The 15,865-nt window shown below is 46.6% G+C and carries 11 protein-coding genes and 1 tRNA gene; 11 read left to right on the plus strand and 1 reads right to left on the minus strand.

From position 1 onward, the window contains the following. The first annotated feature begins 1 nt into the window (after position 1). From LCM10_RS20770 to LCM10_RS10430, 5 genes are read left to right on the plus strand one after another with little or no spacing between them, the layout of a single operon-like run. Positions 2-1,042: a HEAT repeat domain-containing protein gene (locus tag LCM10_RS20770; RefSeq protein ID WP_224876198.1), complete on the plus strand. Its 1,041-nt coding sequence runs from the start codon at positions 2-4 to the stop codon at positions 1,040-1,042. Beyond that, positions 1,042-2,454: a glycosyltransferase family 2 protein gene (locus LCM10_RS10415; RefSeq protein ID WP_224876398.1), complete on the plus strand. Its 1,413-nt coding sequence runs from the start codon at positions 1,042-1,044 to the stop codon at positions 2,452-2,454. The genes LCM10_RS20770 and LCM10_RS10415 overlap by 1 nt, the downstream gene beginning before the upstream one ends. Then, positions 2,451-5,681 (plus strand): hypothetical protein, encoded by a 3,231-nt coding sequence (locus tag LCM10_RS10420; protein WP_224876200.1) that lies wholly within the window; start codon positions 2,451-2,453, stop codon positions 5,679-5,681. Before LCM10_RS10415 ends, LCM10_RS10420 begins: the two co-directional genes overlap by 4 nt. Position 5,682: 1 nt before the next feature. Then, complete coding sequence (locus tag LCM10_RS10425; RefSeq protein ID WP_224876201.1) at positions 5,683-6,054, plus strand: response regulator transcription factor; 372 nt, start codon at positions 5,683-5,685, stop codon at positions 6,052-6,054. Then, on the plus strand, positions 6,041-8,902 hold the full coding sequence (locus LCM10_RS10430) for an ATP-binding protein (RefSeq protein WP_224876202.1): 2,862 nt from the start codon (positions 6,041-6,043) through the stop codon (positions 8,900-8,902). The genes LCM10_RS10425 and LCM10_RS10430 overlap by 14 nt, the downstream gene beginning before the upstream one ends. Before the next feature lie 435 nt (positions 8,903-9,337). Here the strand turns inward: LCM10_RS10430 and clpP are convergent, their stop codons facing one another. Further along, entirely contained in the window at positions 9,338-9,934 is a 597-nt protein-coding gene (gene clpP, locus LCM10_RS10435; RefSeq protein ID WP_224876203.1) for an ATP-dependent Clp endopeptidase proteolytic subunit ClpP, read from the minus strand. A 244-nt stretch (positions 9,935-10,178) separates the two neighbouring features. On the opposite strand from clpP, the gene LCM10_RS10440 reads away from it, so the two are divergent. The 6 genes from LCM10_RS10440 (at position 10,179) to LCM10_RS10465 (ending at position 15,838) form a co-directional block, all read left to right on the plus strand. Further along, positions 10,179-10,250, plus strand: a tRNA-Arg gene (locus LCM10_RS10440). A gap of 257 nt (positions 10,251-10,507) precedes the next feature. Beyond that, the gene (gene rpoN, locus LCM10_RS10445) at positions 10,508-11,830 is read left to right on the plus strand and encodes an RNA polymerase factor sigma-54 (RefSeq protein ID WP_224876204.1); all 1,323 of its coding nucleotides are present in this window, start codon (positions 10,508-10,510) and stop codon (positions 11,828-11,830) included. Between the two features lie 171 nt (positions 11,831-12,001). Then, the gene (locus tag LCM10_RS10450; protein WP_224876205.1) at positions 12,002-12,247 is read left to right on the plus strand and encodes a glutaredoxin family protein; all 246 of its coding nucleotides are present in this window, start codon (positions 12,002-12,004) and stop codon (positions 12,245-12,247) included. A 161-nt stretch (positions 12,248-12,408) separates the two neighbouring features. After that, on the plus strand, positions 12,409-13,431 hold the full coding sequence (locus LCM10_RS10455) for a sugar-binding transcriptional regulator (protein WP_224876206.1): 1,023 nt from the start codon (positions 12,409-12,411) through the stop codon (positions 13,429-13,431). A 57-nt stretch (positions 13,432-13,488) separates the two neighbouring features. After that, the gene (gene gap, locus LCM10_RS10460) at positions 13,489-14,496 is read left to right on the plus strand and encodes a type I glyceraldehyde-3-phosphate dehydrogenase (RefSeq protein WP_224876207.1); all 1,008 of its coding nucleotides are present in this window, start codon (positions 13,489-13,491) and stop codon (positions 14,494-14,496) included. Positions 14,497-14,653: 157 nt separating this feature from the next. Further along, positions 14,654-15,838, plus strand: coding sequence for a phosphoglycerate kinase (locus tag LCM10_RS10465; RefSeq protein ID WP_224876208.1), 1,185 nt, complete (start codon positions 14,654-14,656; stop codon positions 15,836-15,838). Positions 15,839-15,865: the final 27 nt, after the last annotated feature.

A 15,865-nucleotide genomic window follows, 5' to 3' on the forward strand; every position in this document is an offset into this window, starting at 1 on the left:
CGTGTTTGGGGACGAAATTTTTTATTTCTCGGTGGTGCTGGTCAGTCTGCTTCTCATCTTGCTTTTGTTGTTCAGTTATTTGCTCATCAGGAAGTTGACGGAAAATAACAGGAGAGCGAGGGTAGAGAAATTGAAAGAAGACTATCGGCTCGCTCTTTTCCAGTATTTAAAAGAAGAAAGAGATGAGTTTCCGGTCAACTTCCGGTCACCGCTTGAAGTGAAAGCGTTGCTCGAGCTGACATCGGGATTTGCGAAAGTACTTGGGGGCGACGCCGTCCGTGAACGGATCAGGGAGTTTGCTGAAACGCGCTTTCAGTCTTACATTTTTAAAGGATTGACTCATAGGCGCTGGAGCATAAGGATGAATGCCCTCTATTGGATCGAAGAATTCAATATGAGGAACATGACGGTCCCTCTAACTCGACTCTATGATTCTGCAAAATTGACAAAAAGTGAAGAAGTACAGCTTTTGAAGATTTATATCATGAATGATGATGCCGACATTCCAAAAAAGCTGATCGATCCCCGGCATCCATTGACGGAGTTCGATTATGGCTCGTTGTTCCAATCAATGAGTGGACAGCAGCTCGACCGGTTCATCGGTTTATTCGAAGAGCTTCCGTTGATGATCAGGTATGCGTTGATCGAATCGATTGGCATTAGGGGAAGGCAATCAGACAGTCCGTTCCTCCAAGGTCTCCTTGACGACCAGTCCGTCGAGATCCGCATACGTGCGTTGAAGGCGATTGTGGAAATGGAGTATTATCTGGCGCCTACCTTGTTGACGAAGCACCTTGTTTCATCCTCCTGGCAGGAGCGCCTGATGGCCATCAAGGCGTGTGAATTCATCAGGAGTCCCGAACTTCTAAGCTATTTGGAGGACCTTATCGGTGATCAATCGTTTTATGTGCGTTCACAGGCGGCCCAAGCATTGTTGAGGCTGGATTCCGGCAAGGAACTATTAAGGCAGGTCGCTGCCACAAGGGAAGATACCTATGCCAGGGACATGGCGGAACAGTGGTTGGAAAGGGGGTCTGTATGATGGATGTAACTTCTGGGTGGGGGACATTCCTGATGGTGATCGGATGGGCGGTCCTGATTTATATGATCCTCGTCGTTTCGTTTTATTCCATCATGCTCGTTATCTCCTTCGTCCAGCTTAGAAGGAGTTATCAGCTAGATGATCGCGAACCATATGAGGAATTGCTTCACTTGCATCAAACAAAGCCTGTATCCATCCTCGTACCGGCTTACAATGAATCGGTCGGGATCATGGCGACGGTCCGTTCGCTGCTCAGCATCGAATATCCTGAGTATGAAATCATCATCATCAATGATGGATCAACGGACGACTCGCTTGAAAAGCTGATTGAATCCTTTCAATTGGTCAAGATCAAATGGGTCATCCGTCAACAATTGAAAACGAAACAAGTAAAGGCAGTCTATCAATCGAAAATCTATAAGAACCTCCTGGTCATCGATAAGGAGAATGGAGGGAAGGCGGATGCCTTGAACGCTGGCATCAATGTCTCCAATTATCCTTATTTCTGTTCAATCGACGGCGATTCCGTATTGGAACGATCAGCCTTTTTAAAGGTCATGAAGCCGATCATTGAATCGGACGGTGAGGTCATCGCATCCGGCGGCAGTATCCGGATCGCGAATGGCTGTGAGATCGAGAGCGGTGAAATCGTCAAAGTGGGACTGTCCCGTTCGCCAATCGTCACCATGCAGGTGATCGAGTACTTGCGGGCATTCCTGATGGGAAGGATCGGCCTTAGCCGTCATAACCTCCTTCTTATCGTGTCGGGGGCATTCGGCGTTTTCTCGAAGCGCTGGGTCGTCGAAGCCGGTGGATATTCCCACACGGTCGGGGAAGATATGGAGCTTGTAGTCCGTCTTCATCGTTATGTGAAAGAACAAGAGGCGGATAAGAAGATTGTATATGTACCTGATCCCGTCAGCTGGACGGAAGCGCCTGAATCACTGAAGTATCTGCGCAGGCAGAGAAGAAGATGGCACCGTGGACTGTTTGAGAGCCTATGGATCCACCGGAAGCTGATCTTCAATCCGAAATACGGATCCATCGGGATGGTATCGATCCCTTATTTCCTGATCATCGAGTTCTTAGGACCGGTAGTCGAACTGATGGGATACATGGTGATGATCCTCTCGATTTTCCTGGGAGGGGTCTATCTCGAATTTGCGATTCTATTATTCTTGCTTTCTGTGTTATATGGCTCGATCCTTTCCATGGCATCCGTCCTCCTCGAGGAATGGACGATCAGGAAGTATCCGAAAGCGACCGACATCACCCGCTTATTTTTCTATTCCCTGACCGAAACGCTCTGGTACAGACCGTTGACGGTGATCTGGCGATGTGAAGGGATCTTGGATGTCCTCCGCCGCAAAACCGGCTGGGGAGAAATGGCAAGAAAAGGAGTATCAAAATGACAAAGCTGAAACTGTATGGCTTTCTTCTACTAATCATTGGAATTGTACTTGCCATTTCCTCGCCGTTCTGGTTATGGCAATTGAAGGATAAGAAACAATTGGACCTTCTGATCATCGATAAGACGGTCCCTGACACTTCGTACCGCGAACATACGGGTCTGATGTGGCTGTTGAATCAGCAAAAATATACACAAAAAGACGGCTCGGTTTACGAGCTGGATAAAGATTATGCAGGCTATATCCCGGACGCCGGAAGTGACTACGAGAGGGTCCTGCCATCTTCATTTGAACAATACGATGCTGTTTATGTTGCAGATACGTACGGGGTGTATGAGGATGATATCGACAATAAGAACACGACCGGTCGCCGGTCTTCAAAGATTTATGGCGGTATGACGCAAGAAGATATCAATGCCTTGAAGGAAATGGGCATGAAAGATGGGAAGACGCTCATTGCCGAATTCAACACGATGGCTCATCCGACGACTGAAGAGGTAAGGCAATCCTTTTATTCCTTATTCAATTTGGAGTGGTCTGGCTGGATCGGTCGCTACTTCCCTGATCTTTCAAGCAACGAGGTACCGGAATGGGTAAGGACCAATTATAAGGACCAATACGGGAAATCTTATTCCTTTACCGGCAAGGGGTATGTATTGGTCGGAAAGGACGACAAACTCGTCATCCTCGACAAGCATGATGTAGGAAAGGAAGGTGTGGTGTTCTCCACGACACCAGCCGGGGAAAAGCAGTTCGGTCAAGAACTGAACGTTCCTTATTCTTATTGGTTTGATGTCGTCGAACCGGTCGATGGGGAAGATGTGATGGCAACCTACACGTTGTCGCTTTCGGAAAGCGGGAAGAAGACGATGAAGTCACTGGGTCTTCCGGTTACATTCCCTGCCGTGGTCCATGGCGATAATCAATTGTTCGAAACCTATTACTTCAGCGGTGATTTCGCCGATCACCCGGATGTACCGAGCCTTTATCAAACAACAGGATTCTCAACGTGGAGAAAATGGACCGAAGCATCGAATCCGAATAACGCATCCGCTTTCTACTGGAAAGCCTATGTACCGATGATGACAAAGATCCTCGACAGAATCCATGAACAAAAAGATCCTGATCCCGCTGCTGTCAGCAGCCTCGACATCAAAATGGAAGATGGCCTGAAGGTGGCAGGTAAAACAGGAAGCGATTATATTCAAGTCAATCAAGACGGAAAGTGGAATGACCTCATCATTAAAGGCGTGAACATGGGGATCGCGAAACCCGGTGCATTCCCTGGAGAAACGGCCATCACAAAAGAGGAATATTTACGGTGGTTCAAACAGATCGGGGCGATGAACGCGAACAGCATCCGCGTTTACACCATCCATCCACCGGCCTTTTATGAAGCGTTTTACGAGTACAACCGAATGGCGGAAAAGCCACTGTACCTCTTCCACGGCGTGTGGGTGAACGAGGAGATCTTCCTTGAAACGAACGATGCCTTCGCCAAGGAAAATACAGAGGAATTTCAAGCGGAAATCAAGCGCACCATCGACCTTGTTCATGGAAACGCCAAGCTCCCTGAACGAAAAGGGCACGCATCCGGCACATACAGCTTTGATATTTCGCCTTACGTGCTCGGCTGGATTTTCGGAGTCGAGTGGGATCCTGAAGTCGTCCTCTCAACGAACGAAAAGCATAAGGACCTTGAAGACTTCAAAGGTGAATACTTAACCACTAAAGGCGCAGAGCCGTTTGAGATCTGGCTTTCAGAAATGATGGAGGAAGGCATTGCCTATGAGACGAAGGAATACAAATGGCAGCGTCCGGTCAGCTTCACGAACTGGGTGACAACGGACCTGCTCGAACATCCGAGCGAGCCGTCGGAAACGGAAGACTTGGTAACCGTCGATCCGAACGTCATGACAGGCACTGAAAAATTCCATGGCGGACTTTTCGCTTCGTATCATATTTACCCTTATTATCCTGACTTCTTGAATTATGAGCCGGAATATGTAAACTATATCGATCACCGCGGGGAGAAGAATAATTACGCGGGGTATCTGAACGATATGAAAAAGGCCCATACGATGCCTCTCCTGGTGGCGGAATTCGGGGTGCCGGGTTCACGTGGCCTCACACACAGAAACGTCTCCGGCATGGATCAAGGACATCATTCCGAGAAGGAACAGGGTGAGATCAACGCCCGGCTTTTTGAGGATATCGTAGAAGAGAAAGCAGCGGGAGGACTTGTCTTTGCTTGGCAGGACGAGTGGTTCAAACGCACGTGGAATACGATGGACTATGATGATCCAGATCGACGTCCGTTCTGGTCGAATGCGCAGACGAACGAGCAGCAATTCGGCATGCTGAGCTTCGATCCGGGTGAAAGTGAATCGTCGATGATCCAAGTGGATGGACGTCCTGAAGATTGGGTAGTGAAAGACATCTCACCTGCATTTTCTGACGGCGATCATTCCATGTATGTCACGAGTGATGAACGGTACGTGTATGTGAGGGTGGATACAGATGGGATCACACCTGGAAAAGACACATACCTCTTATTTGATACCGTGGATGGTCAAGGTGAATCCACCTTGCCTGATGTCTCGGGGGTCCGAACATCCGGAGTGGATTTTGCCCTTCACATCCAAGGGGAGGAGAAGGCACGCCTCCTCGTCGATAGCTACTACGATACGTTTTATTATCACTACGGGGAAGTACTCGATATGATCCCACTCAATGACTATGCGTCGAAGAAAGACAACGGGAACTATCACGGAATACGCTTGACGCTGAATAAGGAATTGACCATAGATGGCAAGGTGCTGCCGTTTGATTCCTATGAAACCGGCGTCATGACATTCGGTACGGCAAACCAGAAAGATGAAGACTATGATTCTCTCACGGATATCAGTGTCAGTCCGTCGAAAGACCGGTATGAAATCCGCATCCCATGGCAGCTCCTGAACATCAAGGACCCAAGTCAGCGAGAAGCGATGGGGGATCTATGGAAAGAAGGGCTTGAAGCCGACAGGATCATCGATGGCATCAATATCGGACTCTACGAGACGGATGGGGAAGATTCATTCTCGTATCCTTCAAAACAAGGAAATCTGATGGATCCAAAAGGGTTCTATCATTACACATGGGAAACATGGGAACAGCCGACATATCATGAACGATTGAAACAGTCCTACTATGAAATGCAGGAGGCCTATGAAAAAGGAGGGGAATAACATGGCAAAAATTTTGGTTGCAGAGGATGAAGATGTCCTAAGGATGCTTGTCGTGGACACGCTCGAGGATGAAGGACACGATTTGGACGAAGCAGCGGACGGCGAAGAAGCGATCACAAGCATCATGGAGAATGACTATGATTTGATTCTGCTCGATTTCATGATGCCCATTTACACGGGCCTTGAAGTCATCGAGAAAGTCCGGGCCATCCCGGAGAAAAAAGATGTGAAGATCATGATGGTATCGGCGAAAAGCCAACAAGCCGATCAAGAACGGGTACTCGCGGGCGGTGCTGATTATTTCATCGCAAAACCTTACAGCCCGATGGATTTAGTCAAGCGAATCGAGGACATCCTGAATGAAAAGAATTAGGGAGTTCTTTCAAACAAGCCTGCGGAATCAATTCATCGGGGTGATGAGCACGTTCATCCTGATTTTTCTAGTGGGTGCTGCATGTTTGTTTTTCTATAATCAATTCATCACAAATGCGTATCAGGAACAAAGGAGCCTGCTTTCAGAGAAGGAAGATGCCGCGCAACGTCTGGATCGAGCGTTCAATCAGGCCTTTTTTGACGCGAGGGGTTATTTCCTTTTCGATAGAGAAATATTCAAAGAGAGCATCTATCGCCAGGAAATCGAAGTCAAGAATGCTGTTGAGAAATTAAGGACGGTCGCGACCGAGCCGGAGGATGAACTCTTCATCAAGGACGTAGAAGAATTTTCATCTATTTATTTCAATCAGTTGGTGGCCAATGCGATCATCAATTTTGAAAATGGGGATATAGAAGCAGTCAAGACCGCGTCTGCAGACGGAGCAACCGCTAGGATTGATACCTTTCAAAGTCAGATGAGGAACTACATCAATCGGATCGAACAAGACAGGGATGTGGCTTATGGAGACGTGAAGAAGAAACAAACTTTCAGTCAAGGAGCCTTCATCCTGTTCATCTTCCTGATGCTCCTTGTACTCATGAGGATTATGCGGATGCTAGCGAAGCAGATCGGATCTCCCCTCAACCAAGTCGCAACGGCGGCTGAGAAGATTGCAGAAGATGAAACGTATCAGCGCTGGTCATTTGAGAATAACCGCAAAGATGAGATCGGGAAGGTTTCGCGTGCGTTTGAAAAGATGATTCAGAGGATCCAGTTGAAGGAAGAAGATCTTATGGCTCATAACGAGGAGCTTGTCGCGCAGCAGGATGAGCTGGAATCACAGCAAGCCAAGCTCGAACACCTCCTTAACGTCGCAAAAATTCGCGAACTGCAATTGGAGAGACGCAATGATTTCATCAACGGGATTTCATACTCCCTGCATAAACAGGAAGTGCTCGACAGCATCGTGGAATCGATGTGCGGCGTCATGGGGGCATCGCGTGGCATGATTGTCCTCATGGATGAGCAGAAATCCCATGCTGCATTCGGGATTTCCGAACAAGGTGCGATGCAGTTCATGAATTACATGTATAACGGCCTGCATCAGCGCCTTTTTGAAAAGAAAGAACCATTCTCGGCTAAGCGTGAGCTGGTGGAATCGGAAAAAGGATACCATGTGGAGACGATGTTCTCCTATGATCTATTCATCCCGGTTCTATCTCCTGAAAAAGAAGTGGAAGCCATCATGGTCTTCAGCCGCTTTGCAGAGGATTTCAAAACGGAAGAAGTAGAAGAATACAGAAGCCTGAGCAAGCAAATCTCGATTTCGCTGCAGAAGATCTACCTTTTCGAAGAAACGGAAAAGGACCGCCATATGAACCAGGAGATCCTGAACAACATCCAGGAAGGGATCCAGCTAGTCGACAATGACGGAAACAGCCTGTTGATGAATACGAAACTGTCGAAAATCATCAAAGGCGAGCTTTGTGCCCTCCAGCGCGCCCCATTTGCTGAGTGGAAAGAAGCGCTTCTGAATCAGGTAAAGGATAAAAAAGGGCTCAACCAGTATTATGAAACGGTGATTGAACGCGGAGCTACCGGAAGGCATCTTCATACGTACCATCTGGAAGAGGGGCAAACGGTTTATCAAGTTTATTCCGAAGCCCTCTACCGCGGAGATGAACATGTGGGGACCATCTTTGTGCACCGTGATATCACCAAGGAATTCGAAGTCGATCAAATGAAATCCGAATTCGTCTCAACCGTCAGCCATGAACTGCGCACACCGCTGTCGAGTGTCCTTGGCTTCACGGAATTGATGCTCACCAAGGACTTGAAGCCTGAGAGAACGAAGAAATACTTGACGACGATTTATCAGGAAGCGAAACGCCTGACATCACTCATCAATGACTTCCTTGATGTCCAGCGGATGGAATCAGGCAGGCAGACCTTCGAGAAGAAATATGAGGACATCGTACCGATCATCGAGAATGTAATCAGCACGCAGAAGGTCAATGCACCAGCCCACACATTCACGATCGAGAAGGAAACGGACTGCACGATGATCCTCGGTGATAAGGATAAGCTGTCCCAGGCATTCACGAACCTGATCAGCAATGCCATCAAATACTCGCCTGACGGAGGGAATATCACCGCACGCGTGTATGAGAAGCATGATATGGTCTTCATCAATATCATCGATGAAGGACTAGGGATCCCGAGCGATGCCTTTCCGAAGCTGTTCACGAAATTCTATCGCGTCGATAATTCGGACCGCAGGAGGATTGGCGGAACCGGCTTGGGCTTGACGATCGTCAAGGAAATCATCGAAAACCATGATGGCAGCATCAGGGTCGCTTCCGAGCTCGGGAAAGGAAGTACATTCACGATCAGCCTTCCGATGGTGACGCTCCAAAACTTCAAAGAAGAAGAGAGCAGCGGTGAAGGCATGAAGATCATGGTCATCGAGGATGATATCAACCTCGCCTCCCTGCTGACAGCAGAACTATCGGGTAGCGGGTTCAATGTCAGACAGGCGAAGACAGGCGAAGCCGCCATCGAGAAAATCGGCGAGACAAAACCGGACGCCATCGTCCTCGACATCATGCTCGAAGGAAGCATGACAGGCTGGGACGTACTCGAAACCCTCAAGGCAGATGAAGAGCTGTGTAACATCCCGATCGTCATCTCATCGGCCTTGGATGAAAAAGAAAAAGGGATCACACTCGGTGCAGTGGATTACCTGGTCAAACCCTATCACCCTAGTGACCTATCCAAAACCATCCTCCACCTGCTCTTAAGAAACGGCAGAAACGGAGAAGTGCTCATCCCATTCAAAAAAGAATAAAAAAACAAGACTTGAAGGTACGTCCCTCATCGCGTTAATGCGTTGAGGGACGTACCTTCTATTTTTATGGGGCGTTTCGTTAATCGTTGTAGTGATTAAGATGGAGAGAAGCTGCAATGAGTGGGTCGTTTCTTTCTTGGAGGGGAGATGATTTTGGCTCTAGTATGTACGTACGGGAAGATCAGGTCCGTCTCGTTTAAGTGCGAAATTTTGAGTTTAAGTGCGGAAATGAGGATTTAAGTGCGAATTTCCTGATATAAGAGCGAAATCTCCAGGATATGTGCGAAATCCAACATATAAGTGCGAGCTACCGATTTTTCGACAAACCCCATCGCTGTTCGAACCTAAGAAAACACCCTATCCCTAAGCCAAAAACAAAAACAAAAACCCCGCCGGCTAAACGCCGACGGGGCTCAATCAATTCCACAAACAAAATTACTTTTTATTCATTTCATTACGCGTGATGATGCGGTCGATCAAACCGTATTCCTTCGCGCGCTCTGCCGTCATGAAGTTGTCACGGTCCGTATCCTTCGCGATCACTTCAAGTGGCTGTCCAGTGCGGTCAGCAAGGATTTGGTTCAGCTTCTCACGAAGGAAGAGGATACGCTTCGCGGCGATCTCGATTTCCGTCGCTTGACCTTGTGCTCCGCCAAGTGGTTGGTGAATCATCACTTCTGCGTTCGGAAGGGCAAGACGCTTGCCTTCAGCACCTGCAGCTAGTAGGAATGCACCCATGGAAGCGGCCATACCGATACAGATCGTCTGTACATCTGGCTTGATGTATTGGATTGTATCATAGATTGCCATACCAGCCGTGATACTTCCGCCAGGGGAGTTGATGTAGATGGAGATATCTTTCTCAGGGTTTTCAGACTCCAAGAATAGAAGTTGTGCTACAATGGAGTTCGCCACATTATCATCGATGGCGCTTCCAAGCATGATGACACGGTCTTTCAACAAGCGTGAATAGATGTCATATGCGCGTTCGCCGCGGTTCGTTTGTTCAATAACTGTAGGAATTAAGTTCATCCTTCGTTCCTCCTTAAGGTACACTTTTTTTATTTGTATTTAATACATATTCACTTTGTACTGTAATCATACACTGTTGGTCAATAAAGGTCAAACCTGACGCATCAGCGATTCTTACACTATGTAATCCTTTCTACATCATACCCATCCATTCCTTTTTTAAACAGAGAAAACGTATTGCATTCCTTAAAAAAGTACATTATAATATACTTTCGTACGATAGTTTTTCTTCCATTACATACATGCCCTCGTGGTGCAACGGATAGCACGTAAGATTCCGGTTCTTAAAATGGGGGTTCGATTCCCTCCGAGGGCGTACCAAGATGCCGCTGCGTTATTTAAAACGCAGTGGTATTTTTTTATGTTCAGTTCTATCATCGTGCAGGAATTCGCTTTCCGCATTCAGCTTCCTCCCCGCGGAAAGGCACGGTCGAAGTAGTACCTAAATCTATATATAATAGGTATCAACCACATGCTATATTCATAAAATTCTACTAAACAACCAGTCTTCCAAACAATTCCCATTAACGAAACCACCATTTTCATGTAAAATGGAGGGAGGAGGTTAGAAGGATGAATTTAAACACTGGATTATGGCAAAAGCAACAGATGAAACTTCAAATGACTCAACAACTATCCCAAGCCATCACCATCCTCCAATATTCCACGATGGAGCTGAATGCTTTTCTGACATCGAAAGCATTGGAGAATCCCCTCATACAATTAGAAGACCCCATAATGGACATCCCTCATCGAGGAGAGTCATATTCTTATAAAACGAAAGAAAAGAAGGATTTTACAGAGTTTGTATCGGCGTCAAAGGAAACGCTTGTGGATCACCTTTTTCTACAATTAGATATGAAATCGCTTTCTTCTGAAGACTTGAGAATCATGAAAGAGCTATTGTACAGCTTGGATGAAAACGGTTACTTACACATAGAGGAAGAAGAATTCATCAAGAGGGCGAATGTTCAGAAGTCCCGCTTGTATGACTATATTGATAGACTTCAGGAATTGGAGCCTGCCGGGGTGGGGGCACGTTCCCTTCAGGAATGCATCCTGCTTCAATTATGGAGAAAGCGCGACTCAGGATTGGCAATCACGATTGTCGAAGATCACTTCAATGATTTTGCGATGAAAAAATGGAAGGGAATTGCGAAGCAACTGAATGTTGGCCTGAAGGAGATCCAACTTGCCTCAGATCTTATCCAGCAATGCAATCCGCGACCGGGGGCAGAATATACTAATGGAGAGTGCCATTATATCGTCCCTGAATTAATCGTGAAGATCATTGGACCTGAAGAGGTGAAGGTTTCATTATTTGACGGGACGACCATCAAAGTGAACTATAATGAAGAGTATCAGGATTTTCTTGAACATCACCCAGATGAGGAAGTCAAACGGTATCTAAGGGAGAAGGAACAGGAATTCCAGTGGCTGCTTCAAAGCCTTCAACAGCGTAAGCAGACAATGTTGAAAGTGGGGAAACTGATTGTTAAAAAGCAGAAGTCTTTCTTTCTAAAAGGTCCTGCTTTCATCCAGCCGTTGACATTGAAGGAAGTCGCCCAAGAAGCCGGTCTCCACGAATCGACCATCAGCCGTGCCGTGAAGGGGAAATACATGCAAACGCCTTATGGCATCTTCGAAATGAAATACTTCTTCAGTGCAGCCATCAAATCCGTACACTCAGAAGCCGATGGGGCCGCTTCATCAACCTCGATCAAAAATGAAATTCAACGACTCGTCGAGGAAGAGGATAAGAAAAAGCCGCTGTCCGATCAGAAAATCGTCAATATGCTGATTGATAAGGGATATGATGTATCGCGCCGGACCATTGCGAAATACCGCGATCAGCTTGGCATCTCTTCTTCTACAATGAGAAAGCGCTATGAATGAGAAAACATCTTTCTTGAAAATGGACGAATGCCCGTGACATTTCCAACATACGAGCATATATAGTACTATCAATTGTACCAGGTACAATGAACCTAAAGTGTACCTGGTACAATTAATGCAATCTGTACCAGGTACAAACAACCCCAACAAACCCAACGGAGGACACAACCAATGAACCCAGTCATTTTCTACACAAGAAACCAATGCCACCTCTGCACGGACGCAAAACTCAATCTCAAACTCGTCCAGGATGATCTGAAATTCGAGATCCTCGAGAAGGATATCGACGAAAGTGACGAGTTAACGGAGCGTTTCGGACTCATGATCCCGGTGGTGGAATATGAGGGTGAAATCATCCAATACGGGCAAATTGACTATTTTACACTCAGCAAGCGTTTACATGAAAAAACTCGGTAGTTTCTAGTTGAATTACGATTTCTACCCTGTTAGAATAAACGATGAAAGCAGGGATGAATTTTTTTTGGAGGAAGTGGGACATAATATGTCTACGTGGGACTTTTTCGGTCCATACTAAAAACGACAGACATTCACTCACTCCATGTAAGGAGCTTTTACCGATGGAATCCATTATTGATATACAAAAGCGATTATTACCCGACCTGCTTGAAGTTATGCAAAAACGGCATCAGATTCTCCGTTCGATTCAATTCTTACAGCCGGTCGGCCGCAGGAGCCTTGCTCAAAACCTCGGACTGACGGAACGGGTGTTGAGAAGCGAAGTGGAATTCCTGAAAAATCAGGATCTCATTGAAATCAAGACGTCCGGGATGATCATGACCGGAGATGGCATGAAGCTCTTGGATAAGATTGAAAACATGATGAGAGAGATTTCGGGAATCAACGAAATGGAGAAAAGATTACAGTCTTTACTCAATCTTAATGAAATTGTCATCGTTCCCGGGAATAGTGATGAGTCTCCTTGGGTAAAAGAAGAATTGGGGAGAGCATCCGCTTCGAGTATGAAACAGTATCTTGAGGGGAATAATATCATCGCTGTGACTGGCGGGTCGACGATGGCCGCTGTCGCGGAAATGCTGACACCGGATTTTTCCACGTCCGATACGTTGTTCGTTCCGGCAAGGGGCGGCATCGGGGAAGATGTGAAGAATCAGGCCAACACGATCTGCGCAAAGATGGCAGAACACACAGGGATGCGCCACCGCGTACTGTATGTACCGGATCAGGTGAGTAAAGAGGTTTATAAGTCCTTCCTGAAAGAACCGATGATCAAAGAGGTCTTGAATTTAATTCAGTCCGCTAACATGGTTCTTCATGGAATTGGAGATGCTATTACAATGGCAGAAAGACGCAAGACGTCACCGGGCGATTTCGAAAAGATCACTGCCGGGCACGCTGTCGGTGAAGCATTCGGTTATTACTTCAATGAGTCGGGAGAGGTAGTACATAAAGTACCGACCATTGGTCTCCAGCTCGAAGACCTGAAAGACATCAAGCACGTATTTGCCGTGGCTGGCGGCAGTTCGAAAGCGAAAGCAATCCGTGCGTATTTGAAAAGTGCCCCGTCTTCGACGATCCTGATCACGGACGAAGGGGCCGCGAAAGAGCTTTTAAAAGGCTAAAGGCCTTTTGAAATATAAAAAATCATCCTTACAATCACTAAAGGAGGAAATAGAATTATGGCAACTAAAATTGGTATTAACGGATTTGGACGTATTGGACGTAACGTATTCCGTGCAGCACTTAAAAACGATAACGTAGAGGTAGTGGCAGTTAACGATTTAACTGATGCAAACATGCTTGCTCACTTACTTCAATATGATACAGTTCACGGAACTCTTGCAGAGAAAGTAACTGTTGACGGTGACACTCTTGTGATCGGCGATAAAAAAGTAAAAGTACTTGCAGAGCGCGATCCTGCTCAACTTGGTTGGGGAGACCTTGGTGTAGAAGTAGTCGTTGAATCTACTGGACGCTTCACTAAGCGTGCTGACGCTGCGAAACACCTTGAAGCTGGTGCGAAGAAAGTCATCATCTCTGCTCCTGCATCTGATGAAGACATCACAATCGTTATGGGTGTTAACGAAGACAAGTACGATGCGGCTAACCACAACGTAATCTCTAACGCATCTTGTACGACAAACTGCTTAGCGCCATTCGCGAAAGTCCTTAACGACAAGTTTGGAATCAAGCGTGGAATGATGACAACTATCCACTCTTACACAAACGATCAGCAAATCCTTGATCTTCCACACAAAGATTACCGTCGTGCGCGTGCGGCAGCTGAAAACATCATCCCTACAACTACGGGTGCTGCGAAGGCTGTATCACTTGTACTTCCTGAACTTAAAGGTAAATTGAACGGTGGAGCTGTACGTGTTCCAACTCCAAACGTTTCTCTAGTTGACCTTGTTGCTGAACTAGACAAGAACGTAACGGCTGAAGAAGTGAACGCTGCGTTCAAAGAAGCTGCTGAAGGCGATCTTAAAGGAGTTCTTGCTTACAGCGAAGAGCCACTAGTATCTACTGACTATAACGGAAGCCCAGCTTCTTCAACAATCGATGCATTATCTACAATGGTAATGGAAGACAGCATGGTGAAAGTCATCTCTTGGTATGACAACGAGAGCGGATACTCTAACCGTGTAGTTGACCTTGTTGATTACATCGCTTCTAAAGGTCTTTAATCCGTCATTAACGTAAATTGACATTATCAGTAGGGTGAGGATGGATAAATTTTGTCCCACCATCTATAATGGAATGGGATGAAGGGGAGCGGGGAAGATTCCCCACTCCCTTTTCTCATTGAAATAGGGAAAGAACCACAAAAGGAGGCCTTTTACGATGAATAAGAAATCAATCAAAGATGTTGATGTAAAAGGGAAACGCGTATTTTGCCGTGTGGACTTCAACGTCCCGATGTCAGAAGGCAAAATTACGGATGAAACCCGTATCCAAGCTGCACTTCCAACGATCAAGTATCTAGTGGATGGCGGCGCAAAAGTCATCCTGGCGAGCCACTTGGGACGCCCAAAGGGTGAAGTAGTGGAAGAGCTTCGTTTGACTCCGGTAGCGGAAAGGCTTTCCGAGCTGCTAGGTAAAAACGTCGCTAAAGCGGACGAAGCGTATGGAGAAAACGTACAAGCCAAAATCAGCGAAATGGCTGACGGTGATGTACTTGTTCTTGAAAACGTGCGTTTCTATGCAGGTGAAACGAAGAACGATCCTGAGCTAGCGAAAGAATTCGCGGCACTAGCCGATCTTTACGTGAACGATGCATTCGGTGCAGCCCACCGTGCTCATGCTTCAACTGAAGGCGTGGCAAAGCATCTTCCGGCTGTTGCAGGACTACTGATGGAGAAAGAGCTTGAAGTACTTGGAAAAGCCCTTTCCACTCCAGAACGTCCATTCACGGCGATCATCGGTGGAGCGAAGGTAAAAGATAAAATCGGTGTCATCGACAACCTTTTAGATAAAGTGGACAACCTGATCATCGGAGGCGGACTTGCTTACACATTCGTAAAAGCAAAAGGCTACGAAGTTGGGAAATCCCTTTTAGAAGAAGATAAAATCGATCTTGCAAAGCAATTCATGAAAAAAGCTGAAGACAAAGGCGTTAATTTCCTTATGCCTGTAGATGTAGTCGTTGCTGATGATTTCTCAAACGATGCAAATACAAAGGAAGTCGATATCGACTCCATTCCATCTGATTGGGAAGCACTGGATATCGGTCCTAAGACAAGAGAATTGTTCCAGGCTACAATCAAGGACAGTAAGCTTGTCATTTGGAACGGACCTATGGGTGTGTTCGAATTGGATACATTTGCAAACGGAACGAAAGCCGTAGCTGAGGCGTTGGCTGATGCGACAGATACATACTCTGTCATCGGCGGCGGAGACTCTGCAGCAGCAGTCGAGAAATTCGGCTATGCTGACAAGATGAGCCATATCTCCACAGGTGGAGGCGCATCACTTGAGTTCATGGAAGGTAAAGAGCTTCCAGGTGTTGTAGCCCTTAACGATAAGTAAGACCATCAATTATTAAGCTTGAAAGGA

The sequence above is a fragment of the Rossellomorea aquimaris genome, from assembly GCF_020171925.1.
Classification (GTDB): Bacteria; Bacillota; Bacilli; order Bacillales; family Bacillaceae_B; genus Rossellomorea; species Rossellomorea aquimaris_F.

Excerpts from the sequence above, each read along its gene's own strand:
- LCM10_RS10415 (WP_224876398.1), top strand. The coding sequence starts at position 1,042 with ATGGATGTAACTTCTGGGTGGGGGACATTCCTGATGGTGATCGGATGG.
- LCM10_RS10420 (WP_224876200.1), top strand. The coding sequence starts at position 2,451 with ATGACAAAGCTGAAACTGTATGGCTTTCTTCTACTAATCATTGGAATT.
- LCM10_RS10425 (WP_224876201.1), top strand. The coding sequence starts at position 5,683 with ATGGCAAAAATTTTGGTTGCAGAGGATGAAGATGTCCTAAGGATGCTT.
- LCM10_RS10430 (WP_224876202.1), top strand. The coding sequence starts at position 6,041 with ATGAAAAGAATTAGGGAGTTCTTTCAAACAAGCCTGCGGAATCAATTC.
- clpP (WP_224876203.1), bottom strand. The coding sequence starts at position 9,934 with ATGAACTTAATTCCTACAGTTATTGAACAAACGAACCGCGGCGAACGC.
- rpoN (WP_224876204.1), top strand. The coding sequence starts at position 10,508 with ATGAATTTAAACACTGGATTATGGCAAAAGCAACAGATGAAACTTCAA.
- LCM10_RS10450 (WP_224876205.1), top strand. The coding sequence starts at position 12,002 with ATGAACCCAGTCATTTTCTACACAAGAAACCAATGCCACCTCTGCACG.
- LCM10_RS10455 (WP_224876206.1), top strand. The coding sequence starts at position 12,409 with ATGGAATCCATTATTGATATACAAAAGCGATTATTACCCGACCTGCTT.
- gap (WP_224876207.1), top strand. The coding sequence starts at position 13,489 with ATGGCAACTAAAATTGGTATTAACGGATTTGGACGTATTGGACGTAAC.
- LCM10_RS10465 (WP_224876208.1), top strand. The coding sequence starts at position 14,654 with ATGAATAAGAAATCAATCAAAGATGTTGATGTAAAAGGGAAACGCGTA.